Source organism: Pseudomonas sp. H3_C08, from assembly GCF_054669455.1.
In genome coordinates, this window is record NZ_CP162803.1 from 3337719 (window position 1) to 3364348 (window position 26630).

A 26630-nucleotide genomic window follows, 5' to 3' on the forward strand; every position below is an offset into this window, starting at 1 on the left:
ACAAATGATTGGCAAGAGAGTAGCGCAGTCGGCTTCAGCCTTCATCGTCCATCCCCGGTTGCGTCTGCAACGGCAAGTGCAAAGTGATGCAGGTGCCGTGTCCCTCGATGCCGTCGGCGACGCTGATGCGCCCGCCGTGCGCGCCGACCATGCCCTGACAGATCGCCAGGCCGAGGCCGGTGCCCTGGCCGCCGCGATCACCCCGGGCAGCGGTGTAGAACATGTCGAAAATCTTCGCCCGTTCATCCTCCGGAATCCCCGGCCCTTCGTCGCTGACCGAGAAGAAAATCTCTTGGTCATTCGCTCCCGCATTCAGTTGCAAACGACCGCGAGGTGGCGAAAAGCGTGCAGCGTTTTCCAGCACATTGACCAGCGCCTGTTCGATCAGCGCCGCATGCACGAACAACAGCGGTAACTCGGCCGGCACATCAGTGCTGACCTGCAACGGCGCGAGCACCGCGCGCAGGCGATTGAGCGAACTGCCGACGATATCGGCCGGCGACACCCAGTCCCGCGCCAGCTTCAGCGCGCCGTGGCCGAGGCGGGTCATGTCGAGCAGATTCTGGATGTAGCGATCAAGGCGCTCGGCTTCATCGCGGGTGCCTTCGAGCAGTTCACGACGATCTTCCAGCGGGATCGCTTCGCCGAGGGCCAACAGGCTGTCGATGCTGCCGCGCATGGCCGTCAGCGGCGTGCGCAAATCGTGGGACACGGAGGCCAGCAAGGCACTGCGCAGTTGTTCGGTTTCACCGTGCAGGCGCGCAGCTTCCAGGTCATCAGCCAACTGCGCGCGCGCCAACGCTTGGGCGAGCGGTTGACTCAATGCGGTGAGCAAGCGGCGACGCTGGCCGCTCAAGGTCTGGCCTTCTTTCGCACAGACACCGAGCAGCGCCAGCGGCCCGTCCTCGACCGAAAGCGGCCACCACCACCAGCGTCCGAACGGCAGCGTGCCAGTGCCCATGCCTGCCGGTTGATCGTGTTGCCAGGCCCAGTCAGCGGCGGCGCGTTCGGACTCGGTAAACTCCAACGGCCCGCCGGTCTCGACCTTCCAGCCGCCCTGCCCGTCCCGGTTGAGCAGGCATAACTGCAGATCGCTCCAGCCATTGAGGTGTTGCGCGGCAGCGCTGACCACCGCTTGGCGATCGGTCGCAGCGGTGAGTTTGCGCGACAGGTCGAGCAGTTCAGTGGTCTCTTCCTGGGTGTCGCGCAGGGCTTGCAATTGCCGACGCTGACGCGCCGCGAGGTTGCCGGTGAGCGCTGCCATCAACAGGAAGAACAGCAAGGTCAGCACGTCTTCTTCGCGCTGAATGCTGAAGGAAAAATTCGGCGGGATAAACAGGAAGTCATAGGTCAGAAACGACAGCGCGGCACAGGCCAGCGCCGGACCGAGACTGCTGCGCACCGCCACCAGCAGCACCGCCGCAAGGAACACCAGCGAGATGTTCGGCAGCGGCAGCACGCTCGACACTGCCCACGCCAGGGCGGTGGCCAATACGGTGGCGACCAGCGCCAAGGCATAGTCGAACCACACCAGAGTCAGCGCGTTGCGCGGGCGCGGTTGATGCTGTTGCTGATCGCTGTCGAGGACGTTGATCTCCAGCCCGTGAGCCTGACGCAGCAGGCGCGCCGCGAGTCCGCCGCCGAACAGACGCCGGCGCAGACGTGGCCGGGACTGGCCGACCAACACCAGACTCGCACGGCGTTCGGCAGCGTGCTGGATCAGGGTTTTCGCCACCTCACCGGCGCGCAGCAACACCACTTCACCGCCCAGGCGCTCGGCCAGTTGCTGAGCGCTTTGCAGGCGCAGGCGCGATTGCTCGTCGCGTACGCTGCCGTTATCGACATGCACCAGACTCCACGGTAAATGCCGGCGCTGGGCAACGCGACTGGCGTGGCGCACCAGGCGTTCGGCCTGCGCATCACCATCGACGCCGACCAGCAAGCGCCCGCGCACTGCCGGGGCGGCCTGACCGAGTTGGCGATAGCCTTGGGCGAGATCGTTATCGACCTGTGCGGCAGCGGTTTGCATCGCCAGTTCGCGCAATGCGGTGAGGTTGGTCTGGGTGAAAAACGCATCGATCGCCGCACGCGCCTGTTCCGGCACGTAGACCTTGCCTTCACGCAAGCGCTCGAGCAATTCGCGCGGCGGCAGGTCGATCAGCAGCAGTTCGTAAGCTTCTTGCAGCACCCAGTCCGGCAGGGTTTCGCGCACTTGCACACCGGTGATGCCGCGCACCTGATCGTTGAGACTTTCCAGGTGCTGGACGTTGACCGTGGTGAACACGTCGATGCCGGCGGCGAGCAGTTCCTGAATGTCTTGCCAGCGTTTCGTGTGGCGACTACCGGGGGCGTTGCTGTGGGCCAGCTCATCGACCAGCACCAGTTTCGGTTTGGCCGCGAGAATGCCGTCGAGGTCCATTTCTTCGAGCATCACGCCACGGTATTCCGAGCGCACCAACGCTTGCTGCGGCAAGCCGCCGAGCAGCGCTTCGGTTTCGGCGCGACCATGGGTTTCGACGACGCCAGCGATGACTTTCACGCCTTGGCGCAATTGCGTGTGGGCGGCCTGGAGCATGGCGTAGGTCTTGCCGACACCGGGAGCGGCGCCGAGGAAAACCTTGAGCCGGCCACGGCCGTCACGGGGCAGGTCTGCTAACAGCGCGTCGGCGCGGCCGGAGTCGCTCATGCTGGGAGTTCTCTCTTGCTGATGTTGATTCGGTGTTCGTTATGGCCCCTTCGCGAGCAAGCTCGCTCCCACATTTGGAACGCGTCCTCCTGTGGGAGCGAGCTTGCTCGCGAATGGCAACATCACAGAACTACAGTTTTTCCAGTGCCATGTTCAGCGCCAGCACATTCACCACTGGCGGTCCCACCAGCGGCTGTTCGGTGTGCGCATCGAGCAGTTGCTGAAGAGTCGATACCGGCAAGTTTCGCGCTGCCGCAACTCGCGCCAGTTGATAGGCAATTGCCGCCGGTGGCAAGTGCGGATCGAGACCACTGCCGGAGGTGGTCAGCAGGGCCAATGGCACTGGGCCTTGGCCGGGAACCTGGAGTTTGTTGGCGTCGTCGATCACGCGGGTTGCCAGTGCCGGATTGCTCGGGGCCAGGTTGCTCGCGCTGCTGGAAACGGTCGCAAACGCACCGGCGGAGGGACGTGGATGAAACCACGCATCGCCGACAAAATCCTGCGCGATCAGCGACGAGCCGCGGACCTTGCCGTCGGCGTCTCGCACCAGGCTGCCATTGGCTTGGGCGGGGAATGCGACTTGCGCAACACCGGTCACCACCAGTGGATAGGCGACACCGGTGACCAGGGTCATCAGCACCAGCAGGCTCAGGGCCGGACGTATCATTGTGGACATTTCAAGATCCTCGAATTCGTTGGGCAAACTTTTGCGGGGTGTCAGGGAGATCTTTTCCCCCTCACCCCAGCCCTCTCCCCCAAGGGGGCGAGGGGGAAAGGGAGCCGATTTCCATGCTTTTCAAAACTTGCGTTCGGCTCGGTATTTCAAGTCGGTGTAGCTCCCGTAAACACCTCGGTCAGTCCCCTCTCCCTTAAGTTCGCGAAGGGAAAGGGAGCCGATCTTTGTGCAGTTCAAAACCTGAGTTCGGCTCGGTATTTCAGGTCGATGTACCTCTGTTGAGCCACTCGGTCAGTCCCCTCTCCCTCTGGGAGAGGGTTAGGGTGAGGGGCTTTTTCCGGCCTCACACCAGATGCAGCGCCGTGAGCAACATGTCGATCGCCTTGATCCCCACGAACGGCACCAGAATCCCGCCCAGTCCATAGATCAGCAGATTGCGTCGCAGCAACGCTGCAGCACTCGCCGCCTGCACGCGCACACCGCGCAGCGCCAGCGGAATCAGCACGACGATGATCAAGGCGTTAAAGACGATCGCCGAGAGAATCGCGCTCTGCGGACTGGTCAGTTGCATGATGTTCAGCACGCCCAGTTGCGGATAGATCGAAGCGAACAGCGCCGGCAGAATCGCGAAATATTTGGCCACGTCGTTGGCGATGGAAAACGTCGTCAGCGCACCGCGCGTCACCAGCAATTCCTTGCCGATCTGCACCACGTCGAGCAGCTTGGTCGGGTCGCTGTCGAGGTCGACCATGTTCGCCGCTTCGCGGGCAGCCTGGGTGCCGTCGTTCATCGCCATACCAACGTCCGCCTGAGCCAGCGCCGGCGCGTCGTTGGCACCGTCACCGCACATCGCGACCAGACGACCATCGTTCTGCTCGTGACGGATACGTGCGAGTTTTTTCTCCGGGGTGGCTTCGGCGAGGACGTCATCAACGCCTGCTTCAGCGGCGATGGCGGCAGCGGTCAACGGGTTGTCGCCAGTGACCATCACGGTACGAATGCCCAGTTTGCGCAGCTCGGCAAAACGCTCGCGAATGCCCGGTTTGACCACGTCCTTGAGGTGGATCGCGCCAAGCAATTTGCCGTCAGCGCAGACCAGCAACGGCGTGCCGCCGCTCTGGGCGATCTTGTCGATTTCCCGCGACAGGGCCGGAGCCAGATCCGAGCGTTTTTGGCCGAGGAAACTCAGCAGCGAATCCACCGCACCTTTGCGGTAGACACGACCCTGATAATCGACGCCGGACAAACGGGTCTCAGCGCTGAACGGCACAGCGGTCAAGGTTTCCAGCGCCGGCTCAGGTTGCGGATGCAGACCACGCAGGTATTCAACGATGGATTTACCTTCAGCGGTCTCGTCAGCCAAAGAGGCGAACAGCGCACCTTCAGCCAGCTCGCGACCACTCACACCCGGCGCGGCATACACCGCACTGCAACGACGGTTACCGAAGGTGATGGTGCCAGTCTTGTCGAGTAGCAACACATGCACGTCACCCGCCGCTTCCACGGCGCGACCGGATTTGGCGATCACATTGAGGCGCACCAGACGATCCATCCCGGCGATACCGATCGCCGAGAGCAAACCACCGATGGTGGTCGGGATCAGCGTAACCAGCAGCGCCACCAGAAACACCAGCGGCAGGCTGCCGTTGGCGAAATGGGCGAACGGTTGCAGGGTCACGACCACCAGCAGAAAGATCAGGGTCAGGCCGATCAGCAGGATATCCAGCGCCACTTCGTTCGGGGTTTTCTGGCGTTTGGCGCCTTCGACCAGCGCGATCATGCGATCGAGGGTCGACTCGCCCGGATTGGCGGTGATCTGCACCAGCAACCAGTCGGAGACCAGACGCGTGTTGCCGGTGACGGCCGAGCGGTCGCCGCCGGACTCACGAATCACCGGCGCCGATTCACCGGTGATCGCCGCTTCGTTGACCGCCGCGATACCTTCAATGACTTCGCCATCACCGGGGATCATTTCCCCTGCTTCGACGCGCACCACATCACCCTTGCGCAGACTCGCCGCCGGCACTACCTGAAAGCTGCCGTTGGCCAGTTTGCGCCGTGCGCTGAGGCCTTCGCTGCCCGCCTTGAGGCTGTCGGCGCGGGCCTTGCCGCGACCTTCGGCCAAAGCTTCAGCGAAGTTGGCGAACAGCACGGTGAACCATAGCCACAGGGCAATTTGCGCCGCCACGAAAGTCGGTACATCGGCGTCAGGAATGAAGCACAGCACGGTGGTGAAAATCGCCGTCAGCTCAACCACCAGCATCACCGGCGAACGTTTCAGTTGCCGTGGGTCGAGCTTGACGAAAGCTTGCACCAGCGCCGGCCGCCACAGGGCCGAGATCGCGGTTTTCGCTTGTTCCGGCGCCTTGACGGCAGCGGGTTTGATTGCGGGCATATTCATCATTCAGTCCTCAGAAGCCCATGCTCAGGTGTTCGGCAATCGGGCCAAGCGCCAGAGTCGGCAAGAAGGTCAGGCCGCCCACCAGCAAAATGGTCACGGTCAACAGGGTCACGAACAGCGGGCCATGAGTCGGGAAGCTGTTCTGGCCGATCGGTGCGGTTTTCTTCATCGCCAGGCTGCCGGCCAGAGCCAATACCGGGAGGATGTAGCCGAAGCGACCGATCAGCATGCCCAGACCCAGCATCAGGTTGTGGAACGGTGTGTTGGCACCCAGGCCACCGAACGCCGAGCCGTTGTTGGCGCTCGCCGAGGTGTAGGCATAGAGCAACTGGCTGAAACCGTGCGGGCCGGGGTTGCTGATGGTCGCCGCAGCACTGGGAACCGCTGCGGCAATCGCACCGAGCACCAGCACGCCAACCGGCATGACCAGCAGGGTCACCACCAGCAATTGCACTTCGCGCGCCTGGAGTTTCTTGCCGAGGTATTCCGGCGTGCGCCCGATCATCAGACCGGCGAGGAACACCGCGATCAGCACGTTGAGCAACATGCCGTAGAGCCCGGCACCGACGCCGCCGAAGATCACTTCGCCGACCATCATGTTGACCAGCGCGACCATGCCGCTGAGCGGATTGAGGCTGTCGTGCATGCCGTTGACCGAACCGTTCGAGGCGGCCGTGGTGGTCACCGACCACAGCACGGTAGCGGTGGTGCCGAAGCGCGCTTCTTTACCTTCCAGCGGCGCGGTCTGTTCGACGGCAGCGTTGTTCAGGGTCGGGTTCGGTTGATATTCAGCCCACAGCGAGGTCGCGCCGCCGATCAGGAACAGCGCCAGCATGCAGGCAATGATCGCGCGGCTCTGACGCAGGTCTTTGACGTAGTGGCCGAAAGTGAACACCAGCGCCACCGGGATCAGAATAATTGACGACACTTCAAACAGGTTGCTCCACGCGCTCGGGTTCTCGAACGGGTGCGCCGAGTTGACGCCGAAGAAGCCACCACCGTTGGTGCCCAGTTGCTTGATCGCAATCTGACTGGCCGCCGGGCCGAGCGGGATCACTTGATCAACGCCCTGCATCGTCACCGCATTCACATACTGCGCGAAGGTTTGCGGCACGCCCTGCCAGACCAGATACAGTGCCAGCAACAGGCACAGCGGCAGCAGACCGTAGAGGGTGGCGCGAGTCATGTCGACCCAGAAGTTGCCGAGGGTTTTCGTCGATTTGCGGCCGATGCCACGGCACAGTGCGACCAGAACGGCGAGGCCGGTAGCGGCGCTGACAAAGTTCTGCACGGTGAGGCCGATCATCTGGCTCAGGTAGCTCAGAGACGCTTCACCGCTGTAGGACTGCCAGTTGGTGTTGGTCATGAAACTGACGGCCGTGTTGAACGCTTGCGTCCATTCCATGCCCGGCAGATTTTGTGGATTCAGCGGCAAGTGATCCTGGAACAACAGAATCGCGAACAGCAGGAGGAAACCGGCGAGGTTGAACGCCAGCAGCGCCAGCGTGTACTTCTGCCAGCTCTGCTCGGCGTTAGGATCAACCCCGGCGACGCGATAACAGCCGCGCTCGACCGGACCGAGAACCGGCGTCAGCCAAGTCCGCTGACCTTCCATTACCTTGTAGTAGAAGCGCCCGAGGAACGGCGCCGGCAGCAAGACCACCGCAAAAAACGCGAGGATCAGCCAATAGTCATAACTGTGCATAGCCGCTCCTAGTTCCGATCCGCGCGCAACAGCGCAACCAACAGATAAATGAACAGCCCCACTGCCAACAGCAGTGACACCCCGTCCAGAACGCTCATGGAAGATCTCCGTGTTACGGCGTATTGCCGTGTGTGCAGGCATTGTCGGAAAGGAGGCTGTAAAGGAACGAGAGCGAGGGGTCTGGCTGGGCATAAAGAAAGCGTAAAGAGTGGGTTTATGCCGGCGTTACAGGTGGGTTTTGCGCCTTATGGGCGGGCCTCTTCGCGAGCAGGCTCGCTCCCACAATTTGAAATGCATTCCCCTGTGGGAGCGAGCTTGCTCGCGAAGACGGCATAACAAGCACCATCGCACCCAACTGGCGCACAAAAAGCAGCTATCCCACCGCGAACATCCCCGATACGACAGCTTTCAACTCATTACGACTTGTTTCACAGCAATGGCACGCCCACTGCACACGCCCTCCCCGAGCTTTCCAAACCGTTCAGGGAGCAAACGCATGAACACACAACTCAAACCCACGCTGGGCACCTTGCACCTGTGGGGCATTGCGGTAGGGCTGGTGATTTCCGGGGAATATTTCGGCTGGAGTTACGGCTGGGGCGTCGCCGGAACACTGGGCTTCCTGGTGACCTCGTTCATGGTCGCGACCATGTACACCTGTTTCATCTTCAGTTTCACCGAACTGACGACCGCGATTCCTCATGCGGGCGGGCCGTTTGCCTATAGTCGTCGAGCGTTTGGTGAAAAAGGCGGATTGATCGCCGGGCTGGCGACGCTGATCGAATTCGTCTTCGCTCCACCGGCCATCGCGCTGGCGATTGGCGCCTACCTGAATGTGCAGTTTCCGGCACTCGATCCGAAGCATGCGGCGGTCGGCGCTTACATCGTGTTCATGGGGCTGAACATTCTCGGGGTGAAACTGGCGGCGACCTTCGAGCTGGTGGTCTGCGTACTGGCGGTGGCCGAGTTGCTGGTGTTCATGGGCGTGGTCGCGCCGGCCTTCAGCTTCAGCAACTTCGCACTGAATGGCTGGGCCGGTTCGGATGTGTTCGGTGCGCCAGCGATTGCCGGGATGTTCGCCGCGATTCCGTTTGCGATCTGGTTTTTCCTGGCGATTGAAGGCGCAGCGATGGCTGCCGAAGAAGCCAAGGATCCGAAACGCACGATTCCCAAGGCCTACATCAGCGGCATTTTGACTTTGGTAGTGCTGGCAATGGGCGTGATGTTCTTTGCCGGTGGCGTCGGCGACTGGCGCACCCTGGCCAACATCAACGACCCGCTACCGCAAGCGATGAAAACCGTGGTCGGCGACAACTCTGGCTGGTTGCACATGCTGGTGTGGATCGGTCTGTTCGGTCTGGTTGCCAGTTTCCACGGGATCATTCTCGGCTACTCACGTCAGTTCTTCGCCCTCGCCCGCGCGGGCTATCTGCCAGCCTCGCTGGCGAAACTCTCGCGCTTCCAGACACCGCACCGCGCCATTATTGTCGGCGGCATCATCGGCATCGCCGCGATTTACAGCGACGGCCTGATCAACCTCGGTGGCATGACCCTTACCGCCGCGATGATCACCATGGCGGTGTTCGGCGCCATCGTGATGTACATCATGAGCATGCTCAGCCTGTTCAAACTGCGTAAATCGGAGCCGAATCTGGAACGCACCTTTCGCGCGCCGTGCTATCCGCTGATTCCGCTGATTGCATTGGTGCTGGCGGTGGTGTGTCTGGTGGCGATGGCCTGGTTCAACACGTTGATCGGCTTGATCTTCCTTGGCTTCATGGCGGTCGGTTTCGGCTACTTCCTGCTGACCGGACAACTGCGTGCCAACGCACCGGCCGATGCGATGCTGACAGGTCATTGAGGGATTTCGGGTGTACCGGGTGCAAGCGGCCTAGAATGGAACCACTGCGAGTTCACTTCGCTCAAAAGTGGTATGCAGCGTTGCACGGCGAAATCCTCGTCCGTCGACCTGCCCTTAAGGAGAGCCGTTATGCCTTGGTATGCCTGGTTGATTCTGGTCGTTGCAATCGGCTCGATCGTGGGTGGATTAATGATGTTGCGCGACACCGCCAACAAGGTCGATCTGACCGATGAAGAACGCAGACGCGTTGCCCAACGCAATGCCGAAGCGGACGCCAAAGACGCCCAAGACCGTTGAACACAACCCCGCCTGATCGGCGGGGTTTGTGCTTTTTATAGCCATTGGAGCTATCTGCACGCTTTTAAGAAGTAGAAGTACAGTCACCATCTAATTTTCCTTGGTTAAGATGGGGACATTGTTGCGGAGAGTTCCAGATGCGTTATTCGCAGGACCATAAAGCCCAGACCCATCAGCGCATCATCAAGGAGGCTTCGGCACGCTTTCGCAAGGACGGAATCGGCGCTACGGGCCTGCAACCCCTGATGAACGCGCTGGGTCTGACCCATGGCGGTTTCTACTCACATTTCAAGTCCAAGGACGAGTTGGTCGAGAAGGCCTTGCAAGAGGCAGGCAACCAGGTCGATGGGTTATGTGCCGAGATTTTTGCCCAGGACAACGCGCTTGATGTGTTCATCGAGACGTATCTGTCCGAATGGCACCAGACATCGCCAGATGAAGGCTGCCCGCTGCTGACCATTTCTTCCGAGTTGGGGCTGCGCGGGCAACCGAGTCCCACCAGTGACGTGGTACTCAACGCACGGCTGGAGCAGATCGAAAACAGCCTCGAAGGCGAGAACAGCGCTGACCGCGCCATCGTCATCATGTCGACCCTGGTCGGTGCACTGCTGCTGTCGCGCAGTGTCGCGGATGCCGGGTTTGCGCAACGCATCCTCGATATCACCCGCGATCACCTCAAGAACCGCGACTAAGCCTGCCAGCGCTTGAACAATACGCTGGCATTGACCCCGCCAAACCCGAAACCATTGGACAGTGCATATTCGATAGACATTGGCCGCGCCTGGCCATGAACAATGTCTACACCTGCGCTCGCCGGATCGGGATTGTCGAAATTCAAAGTCGGCGGCACCACCTGATCACGAATCGCCAACAGTGTGAAAATGGCTTCAAGCCCACCGGCAGCGCCGAGCAGATGACCTGTGGCCGATTTTGTCGACGTCACCGCGATTTTATTCTCTTCGCCGAAAACACTTTTGATCGCCGCCAATTCACCCAGATCTCCGACCGGGGTCGACGTGGCGTGGGCATTGAGATGCTGCACCTGATCCGGCTCGATACCCGCCTGCGCCAGTGCCAGCGTCATCGCCCGCCGCGCCCCGCTGCCATCTTCAGGCCCGGCCGTCAGATGATAGGCGTCGGCGCTGGTGCCATAGCCGACCAGCTCCGCCAGCGGCGTCGCACCACGCGCCAACGCATGCTCGAGGGATTCGATCACCAAAAGCCCGGCGCCCTCGCCCATGACGAAACCGTCGCGCCCGCTGTCGAACGGCCGAGACGCGCGCTGCGGGGTGTCGTTGTAACCGCTCGACAGTGCCCGCGCTGCCGCGAAACCGGCCAGACTGACGCGGTCGATGCAGGCTTCCGCGCCGCCACACACGGCAATATCCGCTTCGCCGGCGCGGATCAACCGCGCCGCATCGCCAATCGCTTGAACACCCGCGGCGCACGCCGTCACCGGCGCACCCAAAGGCCCCTTGAGGCCGTGTTGAATGGATACGTGACCTGCCGCGAGATTGACCAGAAACGACGGAATGGTAAACGGTGACAAACGCCGAGGACCGCGACTGTCGGTGGTGCGCACGGCGTCGGCAATCGCGCCAAAACCGCCGACACCGGAACCGATGATCGTTGCGCTACGCTCCTGGCTTTTGTTTTCTGAAGGATGCCAGTCGGCCTGCTCCAGCGCCTGTCGGGCAGCCTCCATGGCGAACAGAATGAAGCGATCCATCTTCTTCTGCTCTTTGGGCGGCGTGGCGCGATCCGGATCGAAACCTGCTTCAGCGTCCTCTTCCAGCGTCGGCACCGCACCGCCGACTCGCGTGGGTAAATCAGCGACCGTTGCCTCAGGCAAGTTACGCAAACCAGAGCGACCGGCCAGCAAACGCTGCCATACGACTTCGAGATCGCTGCCCAAGGGTGAAACTAGGCCCATGCCCGTGACGACTATTCGACGCGAATCCATACTGTGGTGACCTCTGATCAATTCAATTGCCGGACTTATAGCGTTGCGCTGCAGCACTGCGGGAAAGGTTCGGCGCCATGACATGGCGAGCCGCAACAAAGGCGTGCCATTCGCCTGCGTCAGGCAGCGAAGGAATGGTGATCAACTCGCCCTGATCCAGACCGGCCAGCGCCGCATCCACCATCTCGCCCGCCTCCATGACCATTTCTGCCGGAATGCCACTGGCATCGATACCGGAACGCTCCCAGATTTCGGTGCGGGTCACACCCGGCAGCACGGCCTGGATCTGTACGCCGGTGCCTTCGAGTTCAGTGTTCAGCGACTGGGTCAGGCTCAGTACATAAGCTTTGCTGGCGCTGTAGGTGGCGTTGAAGCGTTCCGGAAACAATGCCACCACCGAGGCGATATTGATGATCGTGCCACGACCGGCCTTGGCGAAACTGGCGGCTGCCGCCGAGGCCAGACGCGTGACAGCGGTGATGTTCAACTGGATCAGTCTCTCCAACTGGTCCATATCAGCGTTGGCCAGCAAACCGTCCGCCGCCACACCGGCGTTATTGACCAGCAGACTGATGCGGGAATCGCTGCGCAGACGTTGTTCGAGTTTGAGCACGTCATCCTTCTGCGTCAGATCGGCCTTGAGCACTTCAACCTGGACGCCATGGGCATCACGCAACTGGCTCGCAGCACTTTCCAGACGATCCTTGTCACGGGCAACCAGCAGCAGATCAAAACCACGCGCCGCCAGGCGCTGAGCGTAAATCGCACCGATACCGGACGATGCGCCGGTAACCAGAGCAGTACCTTGGGATTGTGCGGAATTCATGAGAATGCTCCTGGAATGCTTGATGACGGGAGTTGCCGATGAAACCTGCTGGCTCGACGCATCGGCGAATTATTATAGGCATAATCCAAACGCAATATGATAGCCGTAATTTTAAATCGTCGGACGACTGCCCTCTCTTCCACTACCCGCAGCCATGCGCTGCGCAAGTAAAAAAGGCCGGTCAATGACCGGCCTCTTGGCTTTGAACACTCAGCTTAGTTGACTTCCAGCTTGTCGCGATTGCGATCCAGAATCGCCTTACCGATACCCTTCACTTCCAGCAACTCATCCACCGACGCAAACGGCCCGTTTGTTTCACGATAGGCAACAATCGCTTTGGCCTTGGCCTCTCCGACTCCCGCCAGCTCCTTTTGCAGCGTTGCCGCATCGGCATCGTTGAGGTCGACTTTTGCGCTTTGGGAAGGTGCAGTTGTCTCCATCACCAACGGCGCCTTGGGTGACTCCGCTGGCGCAACAGGCGCGGCAATAGCGGCGATCGAGGCGCTGGTGAGGAAAGCAAAGATCAGAGAATAGAAGTAACCGGTACGCATTAGTGACGCTCCATCATCGTTTGAGAAAGCAGCTTTTCCGAAGCTGCTCTCCAAACTTAGGTCATGGTGGAGGGATGTCAAAAATGCGTGCGTTACAGAATGTGAAACAATCAGGGTTCGAGACGACGCTGCTGGTAGATCCAGTCGACGATCTCGCCATCGGGGGTATAGCCGCTGACGGTTTCGCGCAATAACTGGCGAACGCGCGAGTAATCATCCTCATCAACCGCCGCCAACAAACTGGCCAACCTAACCTTTAACACTTCCCAAGGTAGATGATCCTCATTGGCCGTCATGATCATCGGATGTGGTGTTGCAGCAACGTTGTCTCCGATCAACAGCTCTTCATAGAGCTTTTCACCTGGACGCAACCCCGTGAACTCGATGGAGATGTCGCCCTGCGGATTGCGATCGGAACGAATACTCAAACCGGACAAGTGGATCATCTTCTCTGCCAGTTCGACGATTTTCACCGGCTCGCCCATGTCCAGCACAAACACATCGCCACCCTGGCCCATCGAACCGGCCTGAATAACCAGTTGCGCGGCTTCGGGGATGGTCATGAAGTAGCGCGTGATTTTCGGATGGGTGACCGTCAGCGGGCCACCGGACTTGATCTGGCTGTGAAACAACGGAATGACCGAGCCTGACGAGCCCAGCACATTGCCGAACCGCACCATGGTGAAACGGGTTTTGTTGACGCGTGAGACATTGGCCTTGTCACCGAACATCACAGGGGCGACCTCACGGCTGAGCGCCTGAAGGGTCAGTTCGGCCAGGCGTTTGGTACTGCCCATGATGTTGGTCGGGCGAACCGCCTTGTCCGTCGAAATCAAGACGAAATTGGACACGCCGGACTGCAAGGCAGCCTGAGCAGTGTTGAGTGTTCCGATTACGTTATTGAGCACACCTTCGGCAATATTGTGCTCGACCATCGGCACATGTTTATAGGCCGCAGCGTGATAAACGGTATCGACCTGCCAGGTTTTCATCACATCCAGGAGCTTTTCCTGATGGCGAATGGACCCCAGAATCGGCAACAACCGCACTGGCACCGACTCGCGGCTGCCGCGTTGTTCCAGCTCGGACAAAATACTGTAGAGATTGAATTCACTGTGTTCGAACAGAATCAGCGTGGTCGGGCCCAAGGCAAAAATCTGCCGACACAATTCCGAGCCGATGGAGCCGCCAGCCCCCGTGACCATGACGACCTTTCCTTTGATGCAATGCGCCAGCAGATCAGGTTGCGCCGGCACGGCATCGCGCCCCAGCAAATCGGCAATATCGACTTCCTGAATGTCTTCAACCCTGACACGGCCGCTGGCCAGATCAGTGAAGTTCGGAACACTGCGTACATGGAGCGGGAAGCCTTCCAGCAGATTCAGAATCTCGCGGCGACGCGCGCGGGTCGATGACGGCAGCGCCAGAAGAATCTCCTGCGCACCGGTCACATCGATCATTTGCTGGATGTGTTGGGGTTTGTAAACCTGCAGGCCGGAAATCGAACGATCGGCGATACTCGCGTCATCATCAATGAACGCGACCGGGCGCATTACTCGCCCCATTCGCAACGCTGCGACGAGCTGATTGCCAGCAACACCCGCGCCGTAAATGGCGACTTTGGTCAGCCCGTCTTCACGGTTGGTGAAAGGCACATGCTGAGCCGCCGTGAACCAGTCGCCCATGAAGTACTGGCGCATGCACAGGCGCAAGCCGCCGATAATGACGAGACTGAGCCACCAATAGTTGAAAATGATCGATCGCGGAACAACTGCTTCATGATTGCTGTACCAATAGACCACCAGCGCCAGGATCAGCGAAGAGAGACTGACAGCTTTGACAATCGCAATCAGCGCATCGTTGCCGAAGTAGCGCATGACGGCACGGTACATGCCGAAACGAACAAACAGAGGAATAGCGATAATTGGAGCGCTGACAAACAGCCAGAAATGCGCCCTCAGCGGGTTATACATATCGTCGATGCCGAGTCGGACGATAAAGGCGAGCCAGAGCGCGCCCCAGACCAGAAAAACATCTGTGGCTACTTGAATCAGTCGTTTCTGCCTGCGTGGCAAGCCCAGCAAAAAGGCGCGTAATTTATCCATAAACCTCAACCGACCCGGCGCGTTAACCCACTTAATCCGCCTGCATTGTACGTAAAAATTACAACCCACACAGAACTTGTCTGACGATCAACGTCCTGAGCCTTTAACCTCCAGTTCTCCAGCATGGAACTTTACCGCCAGCACCAATAAGGGAATATACGCGATTACCAGCCCCACCCCTCCGTCCAGCCCCCAGACGACTACGCAAAGTGCTATCGGCAGCAACCACAACACATTGATCAGAGCGACCGCAGACGTCACCGGCAAATGGCGCCCATATCGACGCGACGCATACTGATAAGCATGACTTCTATGGGCTTCGTACACCTTGTCGCCCCGCAACAACCGGCGAAGTAAAGTGAACGTGGCGTCAACGATGAACACGCCTAGCAAGATAAGCCAGCCCCAAAGGAAATCCGGATTTATTGCCGTCGCCTGCAACGACAGTACACCCAGGATCACGCCGAGAAACCCGCTTCCCGCATCCCCCATGAAGATTTTCGCCGGGGGAAAATTCCACAGTAGAAATCCCAGGACTGCCATGCTCAGCAGCAAAGGAGCCCAGACAAGGCTTTGCTGACCGCTCAACCAGTAAAGAAGACAGACCGAGCCGCAGACACTGATCGCCTCGACACTTGCCAGGCCGTCGATTCCGTCCATGAAGTTGTACAGATTCAACATCCATACCAGATAGAACAGCGCGAAAATGTGCCCAATCCATCCCAGATCAAAGCTCGATCCAAACAAGGTGACAGGCGCTAGCCCTCCGGTCCAGACCAGTACCCAGACGGCCGCACCAAAATGCCCGAGCAGACGCCAGCGAGCGGCAATATGACCATGGTCATCCATGAACCCGATCAGAGCCACCAACCCGCCCGCACCGGCAGCGCCGAGAAAAAAATCAACACCGATTACGCCCGTTGACCAAAGCGCCAACAAAGCACATAAAAACGTCAGTACGATCGAAACGCCACCACCCCGTGGTGTAGGCATAGTGTGTGAGCTGCGATCATTGGGTACGTCGAGCATGCTGCGTGCCAGCGCATATCGGCGAAGGCCTGCGGTCATTGCGAACGAAAGAACGCAGATTGCGGGCATGAGCCACCAGAAAATCATTAAGTACATCACTCCGAAGTAAAAAGCGGTCAAACGCACTACCGACCCACCGTCCAAGTCTGATGGTGAGGCAATAAAAATTTCTTCCGACGCGTCGCCGCTATCGCCAATTGATGCGTATAAAGCGGACCCAGCCGGTAAAAATAGCTAAGGATACACGACGAATTGTTCGCTGAACGAACGGCAACGGTTCGATGCAAGACGCAGCCAGCGGGCTTTCTTATAGATTTTCCTGCGAAATGCCAGCCACGAAAAGGGTGACGCCACCTACCGTGCAGATTAAGATTACGCGCTTTTTTTTGAAATTATGGGCGACAGCCTGCGGCTGACGTCTCGAGGAACTCTAAATGGTATTTTTTCCGGTATTTCTTTCGGTTGTTTTCGTCGTTCGCAACCAATCAAACCATCTTGGAAGTATCCTGGCAGACGCAGTCGAACGGATGTCGACACTGGTAAGTGACTATGAACTCATTGTTGTCGACAATGCGTCTGACGATGACAGCATATCCATATTAAAAAGCCTGACTGCTGAAAATGGCCTGCCAAACTTGCAAGTTTATGCCTTGACTAAAGAAGTCGATGCCGACACCGCATCGTGGGCAGGTCTGGAGAATGCCTTGGGTGATTTCGTCGCGGTGATCGACCCACTCGTTGATGACATCGCTTTTCTACCTGAAATGCTCGACAAAGCGGTCAGCGGTGCAGACGTGGTTTTTGCTAAAAACAAACAGAACCCCCCTCAAAGCTTCGCTTATGAGGTCGCTTACTCCGTTTTCAACAAAGTCTACAAATCGTTCAACGGCATTCATCTCGCCACCGATGCGCCTCAGTACCGGGTGCTCAGCAAACGGGTGATCAATTTTATTCTTCAACATCCGCAGCCGTCGGTTACTTACCGCCACCTGCCTGCTACAGGCGGCTTTGCCCGCGCCAATCTGAACTACAGTTCCAGCCCTCGCGTCACGCAAAGAAAACGACTGCGCGAAAGTATTGATCGCGGCATGTTGTTATTGGTGTCGACTACGCGTGCTCCGATGCGCCTGGTTACTTCACTTTCACTCTTCGGGGCTGTAGCGAATCTCATCTACTGTTTTTATGTGGTCGCCAGCGGTTTCCTGAAAGCGGATATTGCGCCCGGCTGGATCAGTCTTTCCTTACAACAGTCCGGGATGTTCTTCCTGATTTCGCTGGTGCTGTTGGTATTGGGTGAGTACATCCTGCACATGACCAGTCTTTCCAATGAAGGACCGCTCTACCATATTGCCCAGGAATTCACCAGTGCACGGATTACCCGTCGAGAAAAACTGAACATCGAGGAAGTAGCGTCGCCTGAAGCACCCTTGCCTACTTCTGGCCGAGTTGTGTGATGCCGACGACCAACATGCAGGACGCGGTGATTATCGGAGGAGGGTTTTACGGCGCGGCGATCGCAGTCTACCTGGCGAAGCAACGCGGCATGAAGCGAGTCACTCTTATAGAGCGTGAGTCGTCATTGCTGAGCCGTGCCTCCTATAATAACCAGGCACGTGTTCACAACGGCTATCACTATCCGCGCAGCTTCACCACCGCTTATCGCAGTCGCATCAACCTGCCGAAATTCGTTCAAGACTGGCCCGATGCGGTGAAACAGGATTTCACCAAACTGTACGCCATCGCCCGACGTAACTCGAAAGTCACGGCGAATCAGTTCGAGCGCTTTTATCGAGAAATCGGCGCAAAAATAGAACTCGCCAGCCCAGCGCTTCGAGCCTTGTTTGAACCTCGCCTGATCGAAGAGGTTTATCTGGTTGAAGAGTATGCGTTCGATTCAACTCAACTGGCCAAGTGGGCGTTGCGTGAACTGCTGGAAAGCGGCGTCAATATCCGTCTGAACACCCAGGCGGTGGCCATCAGCAACAGCCCGAATCAGTCGCTGAATGTAACACTCACTGGCGACGGCAAAGAACCGGAACAACTCAGTGCTCGATACGTGTTCAACTGCACCTACAGTGGCCTGAATCAGTTTGGCGGCGACTTTCCCGGCACGCGCACTGCACTCAAGCAAGAAATCACTGAAATGGCGCTGATGCAGATGCCACCCGCACTTTGCGATCTGGGTATTACCGTGATGGATGGCCCCTTCTTCTCAGTCATGCCCTTCCCAGCGCGCGGCTTGCATACCGTATCGCATGTTCGCTACACCCCGCATATGCACTGGTCCGACGAACCTGGCTCCAACCCTTATCAAAAACTGGACAACTATAAAAGGGACACTCGCGTAGATCGAATGATCCGCGACATTGGTCGCTACCTGCCTTCAGTCATGGACTCCAAATACGTCGATTCGCTTTTCGAAGTCAAAACAATCCTCACCAAAAACGAGGGCGACGATGGTCGACCCATTTTGTTCGAGAAACACGAAACGCTTCCAGGTTGTTACTCCATCCTGGGCGGAAAGATCGACAATATTTATGACGTGCTGGAAAAGCTCGATACTGAAAACCTCTCCTGCACGCCCTCCTCTTCTTCTGAGCAACTACCATGAATTCGTTGATTGAAATCACCATCCCCATTTTGAACGAAGAGTCGACGCTGGCGGAACAAGTCCTCAAAACACACAACTATATTCAAAGTAACTTGAGCGACATTGGTACTGTTCGTATCGTCTTGGCGGACAACGGTTCCACCGATCGTACCCAAGAGATTGCCCTGGAACTGGAAAAAACCCTCCCGGATGTTCGTTACCTTCGCCTTGAGCAGCGTGGCGTTGGCCGGGCACTTAAAGCATCCTGGTCGCAATCGAGCGCCGAAATCGTCGGCTACATGGACCTGGACCTAGCTACCGACCTGAGCCACCTGCGCCCGGCACTGGAGGCACTGAAAGCAAACAAAGCCGATATCGTGACCGGATCGCGGCTTGCGAAGGGCGCTAAAGTCATTGGCAGAAAGCCCCTCAGAAACGTCACAAGTTTCGGCTTCAACCTCATCGTCAAACTTATTTTCCGCACCTCCTTCAGCGATGGCATGTGCGGATTCAAGTTTCTTCAGCGAAAGGTCCTGGCGCCGCTGATGCACACAGGCGCCAATAGCGACGGATGGTTCTTTGCAACCGAAGTGCTGATCACCGGCGAACACTTGAAATACCGTGTGATGGATCTGCCAGTCACCTGGACCGACGATCCGAACTCGAAAGTGAAGGTTCTCAAACTGACCATCGAGTATCTCAAGGCCATGGCTTCTCTACGCCAACGCCTCAAAAACTCACAACGTGAAGCCTGAACATGCCAATACTCACGCCAAGCGAAAAGCAGTTGGTACTCGGCACCGCGCTATGGGGCTGGGGGATAGAACGCGATCAGGCTTACCATTTGCTTGAGCAGTTTTTGCTCAGTGGCGGCACAATGGTCGACACCGCAACGAACTACCCTATCAACAAGCGCTCGGAGGACTTCGGTCTGGCTGTTCGCTGGCTCGCTGACTGGGCAGAGCACAACGCTGACTCAAACCTCGCACTGACGGTAAAAATCGGCTCGAGAGACAATATGGGGTCGCCAGACGTCCATCTGGCGCCCGATGACATTGCTCGTGCATCCGATATTCTGATGGGGCAGTTTGGCTCGGCACTTTCGTGCGTCTCAATCCACTGGGACAACCGCTCGGATGATGATGTGCACGGCGCAACAGTCGCACAGACAGTCGAGGCCATGTACAAGCTTGAACAGCAGGGTCTTGCTATCGGGCTTTCCGGCATCAGGCATCCAGAGGCGTATTACAAGGCCAATCCGTCGCTGTCGCAAAAATGGATTATCCAGGTCAAGGAAAACTTCAAGACCCATGCCGCTCGCTCTTCCTACGAAGCGTGGTTTCCTGATGCAAAATACCTGGCCTATGGCATTAATCTGGGCGGCCTGAAAACTGAAGTGTCCAAAACAAACAGCTCGATGGAATTGCGCAACATCAACATTCCCCAAGCGTTTACAGAAAAGCTTGTCGACTTCATCAACGCACCGCACGAATTCGAACCAAGGCCGACAACCCTCAACGAACTCGCCCTCGCCGCCTCATTTGTGAACCCCGCCCTGTCGGGAATCGTCATTGGCCCGAGAAACACAGATCAATTGGACAGCACCCTCACCTATTGGAAATCATTACAAGCGCTAGCAGAGAAAAGCAAAGGACAGAAAATCTTCACTCAACTGTTCGAAGAACTACCGTCCGACTAGGAAGACTCGCTGACAATGCAAGCGCTTAAATACATATTTGCAGGAGTCGCCAACACGGCTATCGGCTACGGCGTCTTCCTGCTGCTGGTCACGTTCTTTGACATGAATCCGTCCTATGCCAACGCCATTGGCTACGTGATAGCCCTGATCGCAGCATTCGTACTCAATAAAACATTTGTGTTCAATCAATCGACCACTGATCGAAGTACTATTCCGAAGTTCATTGTGGCGTTCAGCATCTCGTTCGCAATCAACCAATTGGTACTTCTGGCGGGCTATCGGTGGTTGGGCATCGATGCAGAAATTGCACAAATATTTGCGATGATTTCTTACACGATTGCGTTTTATTTATTAAATAAAAAATTTGTTTTCAACAAATAATATGCCGGCCATATTGACGAGGATCCGAAGTGCCAAAGTATCTTTCATTCAAAATCAATAAGCCGATCAATCGGTGGGGGCTAGCTTATGGCCTCGCCTTGATTTCCTCTGTACTTGCAGGCGTCATATTATTCTCCGCCAACAACACTACGAAAACTACAAAACTACCCCTTCAAGAAAACTACATACCCGAACTCAAAGCAAACTTCGACACCTGCGAAATAGGTGCATTCTGGATTTCCGCCAGCGGATGGGCGCTCCTCGACCTTCCCGATAACACAATCAAAATCCATCTGTACGCCCGCGGAGATGGTGGAGCAATAAAGCTGCTCACGCGTCGCATCTACAGAAAAGATGTCAGTGACTTCCTCAAAATAAAGAGCGACTTCCACTTGCATGGCTTTCACGCCACAGGCATTCGCCGCAACCTTCAGGCGTATTATGGAAAGTCACTGGAATTATATGTCGAAGACTCTAAAGGCGTAATGCATTACGGAGGCGCAAATGTCTGCACCGGAAAATGATCCATCGAACAACAAAACAATTCTGTTTGGTTTGTTTCTATTAGCACTCTACGTGAGTTTTTACCTCACACTGAGCATCAACACCTTCTCCGACGACTCCAAGTTCCTGACAGCCGCAACATCTGGAGCATCTTCGCTCAGCTATTTGCTGGAGCGCTACTACACTTGGACAGGCCGAATAGCAATTGAAGGCATCATGTACGAAACCATTGCCACCCCAGCATTCTGGAAGCTGGCGATTCCTTCTTTTCTACTCCTTAGCGCCTACTCCATATGGAAATCGTTTTTTTCGGACAAGATCGACTTCGCCTATGGGATACCGTTGTGCATGTTCGGAGTTTTAATAATCAGCCACCCCATTCTAGACACGACGGTCTTTTACGTAACCGGTTTTTATAATTATTTACTACCAGTTGCTTGCGGGCTTTTTGCATCCGCATTATTCGTAAAACCATCATCTTTTTCGACACCTGAGAAAATACTCGCGATCCCATTGGCGTTCATTGCATCGCAATCTGAACAAGTCGGAATTTCGATGATTGCAGTGTTTGCAACGTCGCTCATTTGGGATCGGAGAAACCAGGCAACCTTCAGAGCTCTCTTGGCCTTGATCGTTATTGCGGGCTTTGCACTTCTAATCACTGCCCCAGGTAACTATTTACGCTTGACAACGGAAGCAGTGTACATGCCGGAATTCACCGAATATTCTTTTATCAGAAAGGCTTTGAATGGATTCGATATATTCAACGCCCACTACATTGACCCGATGAACCTGTACCCGAAGATCATCGCACTGCTACTTGTTTTGTTAACCATGGGAAAGACTTTCGAATTAAAACGCACTGCGCTGATATTGACCATTGGCGGAATTTTCCAAGGCAGCATCCTTTCCTTTTTATTCACAACCGGCAACGATGATTACTATTCAATAAGAAACTTGAACTCCGGATTTGGTCTGACTTATTTCTTTTCGTACGCACTTTCGATCAGCTCATTGATCAGTGCTACTTACCTGATGAAAAGAAGCTTGGCGACAAACAGCAGTTTTTATATAGGAACACTTCTACTTCTATTGCATACCGGCGTAACTGCTGTCGTAGGTCTCTCACCAACAGCTTATGAGTCTGGATACAGGGTTCTGCTCGTTGGCGATATCATCAGCCTCATGCTTATTTGCTTGTTACTCAGAAATGTAACATGGCCAAATCAGCACAAGCCTTTGACTTGCAAAGTGCTATCCAACTAGATCTTCAGAGTACCCGAAGGCGAGCGTCCCCTGATTGCCACGCTCGCCTGCCAGGTCAACTTCCCGTACTTGCCAGCGCCGTCTTCCTCAAGTGAAATCCTGCTAATTGAGCGGTAATCAATACGATACCGAGCACACTCATCGTGTTTGTATAAAACAGTAAACGAGCGTCAGCCGCATTTCCAAATAGAGCAAGACCTGCAAAATAGAAGCCTGCGGACAAATACACTACTACAATTTCTACGCTGACTTTTTTCAAGGCTACTAACAACATGAACAGCAGGATCGAAATCAAATACAGGCACCAGGGTTTAAATATGAAAAGCTTCGAGGCCGTCAGCACATACTGCACAACTTCTTCACGCACACTCGAACTCGGGAGACTATAACCGTATTTATTGGAATCAACCTGCGGCGTCACTACGAGGAATGGCTCCCCTGAGTTCCCCCCCACGAGAAACTTTGCAAGCATTAACTTATTATAGCCAATACAGACCGGATACTCCTTGACTACGGAAAACCAGAGGGTATCAACACTTTCATCGAAGGGTAATTTTGAGAATAGACCTGGTGATAAATTGGAATGCCTTGGGTCATAGCCAGCCTTGATCTCAGACAACGCAAGCGCCGGCGCAATACTTTCAAACAAGTTCTTCTCAGCACATATACTTGCGCCTGCAATGTCCATCACCCTAGTAATACGAATGAGTTTGGTCGCACCCTTTATTTCTCGAAACTCGGGTACCGAATACCTGTCAAATTGTATTTTTACAGTATAAACCGCTCCACTCAATATCAGGCCCGATACAATCACGAAGGCCAAAGAGCTTGGTCCTGAGGGAGAACGTTTGCTGAAAATCCATACTGAGTAGAACAGCAAAGGCACAGCAGCGGTGATTGCATTATGCCGAGTACAGACAGCTAAAAACACAAGAAATATAGAGACCCCAAATAGAAAAAATAAACTTGGACGCGACCTGGGCTCTTTCATTGCAAGCATGACTGCAAAAGCCGCCACAAAGAAAGAAGCCATCAGCACATCTTTCCATATCGCAGCAATGGTACCAATCACAACTGGAACAATCAGATAAAGCAGGAAGAATGCCGTCGAAAGCGTATGCCTTCTCAGAAAATAGTACATCACATAGTAAACCGCCCCCAGCAAAAGCAGCAATTGTGAAAACAACATTGCTACAGGGCCACGCGAAACAATATCAACAACACGCCAGACATAACTTACAACGGGAGGCCAGGTCGAATCCACTACGCCACTTCTAGCTCCTTCAAGCGCATGAAATGTATCAAATGTCATAAACCCTGGATAAAACATCCAGCTTATCAGTAACGTGACACTGACGGGCACGAAGAAACCCGGAGCTATCTTCAGTAAACCTTGAACAACACCTTTTGCCAGTGCAAAAAACAGTCCGGCAAAGACCAACGAACTGGCAAAACTAAGCAACAGCAACCTTTTATAATTGACCTCTCGGCCAGGCTTAAATATTGATAGCTCAAACTGTGGATCTGGAGCCGTGGCGCTTATCACAAGTACGTCGCCTACAACTTCAACTTTGTCGACGCCTTGCAACGGGATAATTCGCGCCAGTAACTCTGTCGGCGTTAACGTCACAGTGGAAAAAAGATAGTTGAGCTGAACACTTTTTATCGTCATATTGACTAAACTGTCGGCAGGATCAACCCTGAGTGACTTGATTGCGCCATCCGGCAACGTCAAGCCTATGCCGAACCCCGGTTTCCCCTCGTATGCAACCCGCTCACTATTCTCAGCCGAATAGGATGGATAAATCGAGTCATCCTTGAAGACGGGAAAGTACAGCTGCATGAATTCAGGCTTGTTGGTTTCTGCAAAAAAAACAATAGTGTCTTTATGAGCAGCGCCCAAGCCGAAAACCAGCATCAAAGAAAAAATCAACGCTGCACAATAAAACAGCAATGCCCTTGCGAGACACTTTAAAGTTAGAACTCTCATAAACCCTCTGCCCCAGCATTTATTTTTCGATTCAAGCCGGCCTAATGGCGAAACTCAAATGTCGGTTTGAAAAGATCTTCAAGGATAGCTTTTCGGAACCGCCCGCCAGGGGCCGGTTCCGACACCATCACTCGCCAATATTCCCGACCAGATCGACCGCGAGTTTTTTAGAATACTGACGCAATTCCGGAACAGCGGTTGCTTCCCAATAATCGGCTTTCAACATTGGGCCTACGTAATACAGCCATGAGGAACAAACACCTGAAGTATTTTTGACTGCCAGTTGCTCGTTGACACACAAACCCAAGCCAAGTACATCAACCTGTATGACACCGTCGGCGCACAGCTGTTGAATCAGGGGATCCTTGACACGATGCAAGTTGGTAGTCGGGCCTGTGCAATTAATAACCTGCTCGACGTCTAGCTGTTCGAAGGCTTGTTCGTTGCGTCGTTGAATTCCTATACGCAAATGATCGAAACCCGTCTCAACGCTTTTGATACGGCCTGCAAGGAATCGGACTTGTCCGGCGCTCAACGCTTCTTCAAAACGCTGATAGGCCGCTGGCGCGACCCGATGACGGTGAACATCCCAATACGGCTGGAGATGACGCAAGAAGCGTCGGCGCTCGGTGAGCGGCAATCGAAGCCACAGGTCAGAAGTTATCGGGCGCAGGGCCGCCACCCAGTCACGCCAATCCAGCCCATCATTACGCTTGGCGCTGATCTCACGTCGAATCAATTGCAAGTAGCCACGTACCGAAGGCGGTGCTTGCAGAAGTCGCTCGACGAAATCGGCGGGGACTTCATCAGTCGTTCGCTTCGGGCGATGAGGCAAGGGCCGAAGCCCTCGCCGGGAAACCATATAGATAGGGCCTTTATGTCCGTTTTGCAGCAGACCCAGTGACACATCCAGTGCCGTGAGCCCGGTGCCCACTAGCAACACAGCCCGATTCGGGTCTTTGGATTGCGTTGCACCCGCTGCCCACGGATCAGACTGATAACGGTCACCCCTCATCGACGAGCAGAATCCAGGAGGATCGAGCGGTGAGAAATTACCGAAGGCCAGTACCACCTGATCTGCATCGATGTACTGCCCGTTAGCCAGTTCGACAACCGCGCCCGTCTTTCGAGGTTGCAGACTGCGAACCTCCGCCACGATACGTTCCAGCGTTACTCCACTTGCACAACGCCTCTCTGCATCGTCCAGAACTGAAGTCAGGTATTCCCCATAGATCTTGCGCGGAACAAATGACGACGCCGTATAAGCGGGGTCTTTTGCCTGACAGTAGCGTAGAAAATGTTCCGGATCATCGACATCCGCACTCATATTGCCGGCCGGCACATTGAGCAGGTGCAGCGAACTGTTCGTACCGTAAGCCAATCCTCGCGCCATGGTTCCAGAGCGATTGATCAACACGACTCGCACATCGGCCGGGCTGCGCCGTAAAAACTGCGTGGCCGTGACTGCGCCACTGAAACCAGCGCCAATGATGACGAGGGTTTTCATTGACCGAACCTTTTATCCAGGTAATCCAGCACTCTGGCGATGGACTCGGACAAGTCCTCGGTCACGGTGTTGATCCGGATATGCGGATCCGTGGGCGCCTCATAGGCGGAATCGATCCCGGTGAAGTTCTTTATCTGTCCGGCTCTGGCCTTGCCGTAGAGCCCCTTGGGGTCGCGGCGCTCACACTCTTCCAAAGAGGTGTCGATAAACACTTCGACAAACGCGTCATTTCCGATCACATCGCGCGCCATCGCGCGATCACGGTGAAAGGGGGAAATAAATGCCGTGATCACGATCAGTCCAGCATCAATGAGCAATTTCGAAACTTCCGCGACGCGGCGAATGTTCTCAACGCGATCAGCATCGGTAAAACCAAGGTCCTTGCACAAGCCCATGCGCAAGTTGTCGCCATCCAGCAAAAAGGTGTGCCTGGCCTTGGCAACCAGTGCTTGCTCCAACGCGTTGGCGATCGTGGATTTGCCCGCCCCACTCAAACCCGTAAGCCAGATCACTGCCGGTTTTTGCCCTTTCACCTGAGCTCTCGCCGAGGCACTGATGGCCGTGGTGTGAAAAACCAGATCCTTACTCATTCG

23 protein-coding genes are annotated in these 26630 nt (G+C 56.0%); 10 read left to right on the plus strand and 13 right to left on the minus strand.

Translation table 11 applies throughout. From position 1 onward, the window contains the following. Window positions 1-34: 34 nt before the first annotated feature. The 5 genes from AB4N74_RS15250 to kdpF all read right to left on the minus strand — a co-directional run bounded on the left by AB4N74_RS15250 (window position 35) and on the right by kdpF (window position 7566). Window positions 35-2686, minus strand: coding sequence for a DUF4118 domain-containing protein (locus tag AB4N74_RS15250; RefSeq protein WP_460096525.1), 2652 nt, complete (start codon window positions 2684-2686; stop codon window positions 35-37). A gap of 130 nt (window positions 2687-2816) precedes the next feature. Next, window positions 2817-3362, minus strand: coding sequence for a potassium-transporting ATPase subunit KdpC (kdpC, locus tag AB4N74_RS15255; protein WP_093435218.1), 546 nt, complete (start codon window positions 3360-3362; stop codon window positions 2817-2819). Between the two features lie 343 nt (window positions 3363-3705). Further along, the gene (gene kdpB, locus AB4N74_RS15260; RefSeq protein ID WP_320337703.1) at window positions 3706-5763 is read right to left on the minus strand and encodes a potassium-transporting ATPase subunit KdpB; all 2058 of its coding nucleotides are present in this window, start codon (window positions 5761-5763) and stop codon (window positions 3706-3708) included. 10 nt (window positions 5764-5773) lie between these two features. Then, window positions 5774-7468 carry a potassium-transporting ATPase subunit KdpA gene (gene kdpA / locus AB4N74_RS15265; RefSeq protein WP_257355753.1) on the minus strand — a complete coding sequence of 565 codons (1695 nt, stop codon included), beginning with the start codon at window positions 7466-7468 and terminating at the stop codon, window positions 5774-5776. A gap of 8 nt (window positions 7469-7476) precedes the next feature. Next, window positions 7477-7566, minus strand: a complete 90-nt coding sequence (kdpF, locus tag AB4N74_RS15270; protein WP_007899818.1) for a K(+)-transporting ATPase subunit F — start codon at window positions 7564-7566, stop codon at window positions 7477-7479. Window positions 7567-7964: 398 nt separating this feature from the next. Between kdpF and eat the strand changes: the two genes are divergently transcribed. The 3 genes from eat (at window position 7965) to AB4N74_RS15285 (ending at window position 10318) form a co-directional block, all read left to right on the plus strand. Beyond that, window positions 7965-9329: an ethanolamine permease gene (gene eat, locus AB4N74_RS15275; RefSeq protein WP_257355754.1), complete on the plus strand. Its 1365-nt coding sequence runs from the start codon at window positions 7965-7967 to the stop codon at window positions 9327-9329. Window positions 9330-9458: 129 nt separating this feature from the next. Then, on the plus strand, window positions 9459-9626 hold the full coding sequence (locus AB4N74_RS15280) for a DUF2897 family protein (RefSeq protein WP_007908505.1): 168 nt from the start codon (window positions 9459-9461) through the stop codon (window positions 9624-9626). Between the two features lie 137 nt (window positions 9627-9763). Then, window positions 9764-10318 carry a TetR/AcrR family transcriptional regulator gene (locus AB4N74_RS15285; RefSeq protein ID WP_460096528.1) on the plus strand — a complete coding sequence of 185 codons (555 nt, stop codon included), beginning with the start codon at window positions 9764-9766 and terminating at the stop codon, window positions 10316-10318. Here AB4N74_RS15285 and fabF read toward each other — a convergent pair. The 5 genes from fabF to AB4N74_RS15310 form a co-directional block, all read right to left on the minus strand. After that, window positions 10315-11589 carry a beta-ketoacyl-ACP synthase II gene (gene fabF, locus AB4N74_RS15290; protein ID WP_099756865.1) on the minus strand — a complete coding sequence of 425 codons (1275 nt, stop codon included), beginning with the start codon at window positions 11587-11589 and terminating at the stop codon, window positions 10315-10317. The two genes, AB4N74_RS15285 and fabF, sit on opposite strands and share 4 nt — an antisense overlap. A 22-nt stretch (window positions 11590-11611) precedes the next feature. Beyond that, window positions 11612-12415: an SDR family NAD(P)-dependent oxidoreductase gene (locus AB4N74_RS15295; protein WP_099756866.1), complete on the minus strand. Its 804-nt coding sequence runs from the start codon at window positions 12413-12415 to the stop codon at window positions 11612-11614. A 215-nt stretch (window positions 12416-12630) separates the two neighbouring features. Continuing rightward, window positions 12631-12966, minus strand: coding sequence for a ComEA family DNA-binding protein (locus AB4N74_RS15300; RefSeq protein ID WP_093435238.1), 336 nt, complete (start codon window positions 12964-12966; stop codon window positions 12631-12633). 110 nt (window positions 12967-13076) lie between these two features. Then, window positions 13077-15071 (minus strand): polysaccharide biosynthesis protein, encoded by a 1995-nt coding sequence (locus AB4N74_RS15305; protein ID WP_093435241.1) that lies wholly within the window; start codon window positions 15069-15071, stop codon window positions 13077-13079. A gap of 87 nt (window positions 15072-15158) precedes the next feature. Beyond that, complete coding sequence (locus AB4N74_RS15310; RefSeq protein ID WP_093435244.1) at window positions 15159-16187, minus strand: MraY family glycosyltransferase; 1029 nt, start codon at window positions 16185-16187, stop codon at window positions 15159-15161. Window positions 16188-16534: 347 nt separating this feature from the next. On the opposite strand from AB4N74_RS15310, the gene AB4N74_RS15315 reads away from it, so the two are divergent. From AB4N74_RS15315 to AB4N74_RS15345, 7 genes are read left to right on the plus strand one after another with little or no spacing between them, the layout of a single operon-like run. Then, the gene (locus tag AB4N74_RS15315; RefSeq protein WP_460091819.1) at window positions 16535-17554 is read left to right on the plus strand and encodes a glycosyltransferase; all 1020 of its coding nucleotides are present in this window, start codon (window positions 16535-16537) and stop codon (window positions 17552-17554) included. Further along, window positions 17554-18711: an NAD(P)/FAD-dependent oxidoreductase gene (locus AB4N74_RS15320; RefSeq protein ID WP_175559625.1), complete on the plus strand. Its 1158-nt coding sequence runs from the start codon at window positions 17554-17556 to the stop codon at window positions 18709-18711. The genes AB4N74_RS15315 and AB4N74_RS15320 overlap by 1 nt, the downstream gene beginning before the upstream one ends. Continuing rightward, window positions 18708-19445 (plus strand): glycosyltransferase, encoded by a 738-nt coding sequence (locus tag AB4N74_RS15325; protein WP_093435252.1) that lies wholly within the window; start codon window positions 18708-18710, stop codon window positions 19443-19445. The genes AB4N74_RS15320 and AB4N74_RS15325 overlap by 4 nt, the downstream gene beginning before the upstream one ends. Window positions 19446-19447: 2 nt before the next feature. Next, window positions 19448-20389 (plus strand): aldo/keto reductase, encoded by a 942-nt coding sequence (locus tag AB4N74_RS15330; RefSeq protein ID WP_257355761.1) that lies wholly within the window; start codon window positions 19448-19450, stop codon window positions 20387-20389. Window positions 20390-20404: 15 nt separating this feature from the next. Next, window positions 20405-20770 carry a GtrA family protein gene (locus tag AB4N74_RS15335; protein ID WP_093435255.1) on the plus strand — a complete coding sequence of 122 codons (366 nt, stop codon included), beginning with the start codon at window positions 20405-20407 and terminating at the stop codon, window positions 20768-20770. Window positions 20771-20799: 29 nt separating this feature from the next. Beyond that, window positions 20800-21294, plus strand: a complete 495-nt coding sequence (locus AB4N74_RS15340; protein WP_093435258.1) for a hypothetical protein — start codon at window positions 20800-20802, stop codon at window positions 21292-21294. Beyond that, entirely contained in the window at window positions 21275-22540 is a 1266-nt protein-coding gene (locus AB4N74_RS15345) for a hypothetical protein (protein WP_093435261.1), read from the plus strand. The genes AB4N74_RS15340 and AB4N74_RS15345 overlap by 20 nt, the downstream gene beginning before the upstream one ends. Before the next feature lie 55 nt (window positions 22541-22595). Here AB4N74_RS15345 and AB4N74_RS15350 read toward each other — a convergent pair whose 3' ends face one another. From AB4N74_RS15350 to cysC, 3 genes are all read right to left on the minus strand, one after another. Further along, entirely contained in the window at window positions 22596-24530 is a 1935-nt protein-coding gene (locus tag AB4N74_RS15350; RefSeq protein ID WP_257355764.1) for a hypothetical protein, read from the minus strand. A gap of 127 nt (window positions 24531-24657) precedes the next feature. Continuing rightward, window positions 24658-26037 (minus strand): FAD/NAD(P)-binding protein, encoded by a 1380-nt coding sequence (locus tag AB4N74_RS15355; protein ID WP_093435266.1) that lies wholly within the window; start codon window positions 26035-26037, stop codon window positions 24658-24660. Further along, window positions 26034-26627: an adenylyl-sulfate kinase gene (gene cysC / locus AB4N74_RS15360; protein WP_093435268.1), complete on the minus strand. Its 594-nt coding sequence runs from the start codon at window positions 26625-26627 to the stop codon at window positions 26034-26036. Before cysC ends, AB4N74_RS15355 begins: the two co-directional genes overlap by 4 nt. Window positions 26628-26630 lie beyond the last annotated feature (3 nt).

Coding starts and splice junctions, on each gene's coding strand:
- AB4N74_RS15250 (WP_460096525.1), bottom strand. CDS start 2,686: ATGAGCGACTCCGGCCGCGCCGACGCGCTGTTAGCAGACCTGCCCCGT.
- kdpC (WP_093435218.1), bottom strand. CDS start 3,362: ATGTCCACAATGATACGTCCGGCCCTGAGCCTGCTGGTGCTGATGACC.
- kdpB (WP_320337703.1), bottom strand. CDS start 5,763: ATGAATATGCCCGCAATCAAACCCGCTGCCGTCAAGGCGCCGGAACAA.
- kdpA (WP_257355753.1), bottom strand. CDS start 7,468: ATGCACAGTTATGACTATTGGCTGATCCTCGCGTTTTTTGCGGTGGTC.
- kdpF (WP_007899818.1), bottom strand. CDS start 7,566: ATGAGCGTTCTGGACGGGGTGTCACTGCTGTTGGCAGTGGGGCTGTTC.
- eat (WP_257355754.1), top strand. CDS start 7,965: ATGAACACACAACTCAAACCCACGCTGGGCACCTTGCACCTGTGGGGC.
- AB4N74_RS15280 (WP_007908505.1), top strand. CDS start 9,459: ATGCCTTGGTATGCCTGGTTGATTCTGGTCGTTGCAATCGGCTCGATC.
- AB4N74_RS15285 (WP_460096528.1), top strand. CDS start 9,764: ATGCGTTATTCGCAGGACCATAAAGCCCAGACCCATCAGCGCATCATC.
- fabF (WP_099756865.1), bottom strand. CDS start 11,589: ATGGATTCGCGTCGAATAGTCGTCACGGGCATGGGCCTAGTTTCACCC.
- AB4N74_RS15295 (WP_099756866.1), bottom strand. CDS start 12,415: ATGAATTCCGCACAATCCCAAGGTACTGCTCTGGTTACCGGCGCATCG.
- AB4N74_RS15300 (WP_093435238.1), bottom strand. CDS start 12,966: ATGCGTACCGGTTACTTCTATTCTCTGATCTTTGCTTTCCTCACCAGC.
- AB4N74_RS15305 (WP_093435241.1), bottom strand. CDS start 15,071: ATGGATAAATTACGCGCCTTTTTGCTGGGCTTGCCACGCAGGCAGAAA.
- AB4N74_RS15310 (WP_093435244.1), bottom strand. CDS start 16,187: ATGATTTTCTGGTGGCTCATGCCCGCAATCTGCGTTCTTTCGTTCGCA.
- AB4N74_RS15315 (WP_460091819.1), top strand. CDS start 16,535: ATGGTATTTTTTCCGGTATTTCTTTCGGTTGTTTTCGTCGTTCGCAAC.
- AB4N74_RS15320 (WP_175559625.1), top strand. CDS start 17,554: ATGCCGACGACCAACATGCAGGACGCGGTGATTATCGGAGGAGGGTTT.
- AB4N74_RS15325 (WP_093435252.1), top strand. CDS start 18,708: ATGAATTCGTTGATTGAAATCACCATCCCCATTTTGAACGAAGAGTCG.
- AB4N74_RS15330 (WP_257355761.1), top strand. CDS start 19,448: ATGCCAATACTCACGCCAAGCGAAAAGCAGTTGGTACTCGGCACCGCG.
- AB4N74_RS15335 (WP_093435255.1), top strand. CDS start 20,405: ATGCAAGCGCTTAAATACATATTTGCAGGAGTCGCCAACACGGCTATC.
- AB4N74_RS15345 (WP_093435261.1), top strand. CDS start 21,275: ATGTCTGCACCGGAAAATGATCCATCGAACAACAAAACAATTCTGTTT.
- AB4N74_RS15350 (WP_257355764.1), bottom strand. CDS start 24,530: ATGAGAGTTCTAACTTTAAAGTGTCTCGCAAGGGCATTGCTGTTTTAT.
- AB4N74_RS15355 (WP_093435266.1), bottom strand. CDS start 26,037: ATGAAAACCCTCGTCATCATTGGCGCTGGTTTCAGTGGCGCAGTCACG.
- cysC (WP_093435268.1), bottom strand. CDS start 26,627: ATGAGTAAGGATCTGGTTTTTCACACCACGGCCATCAGTGCCTCGGCG.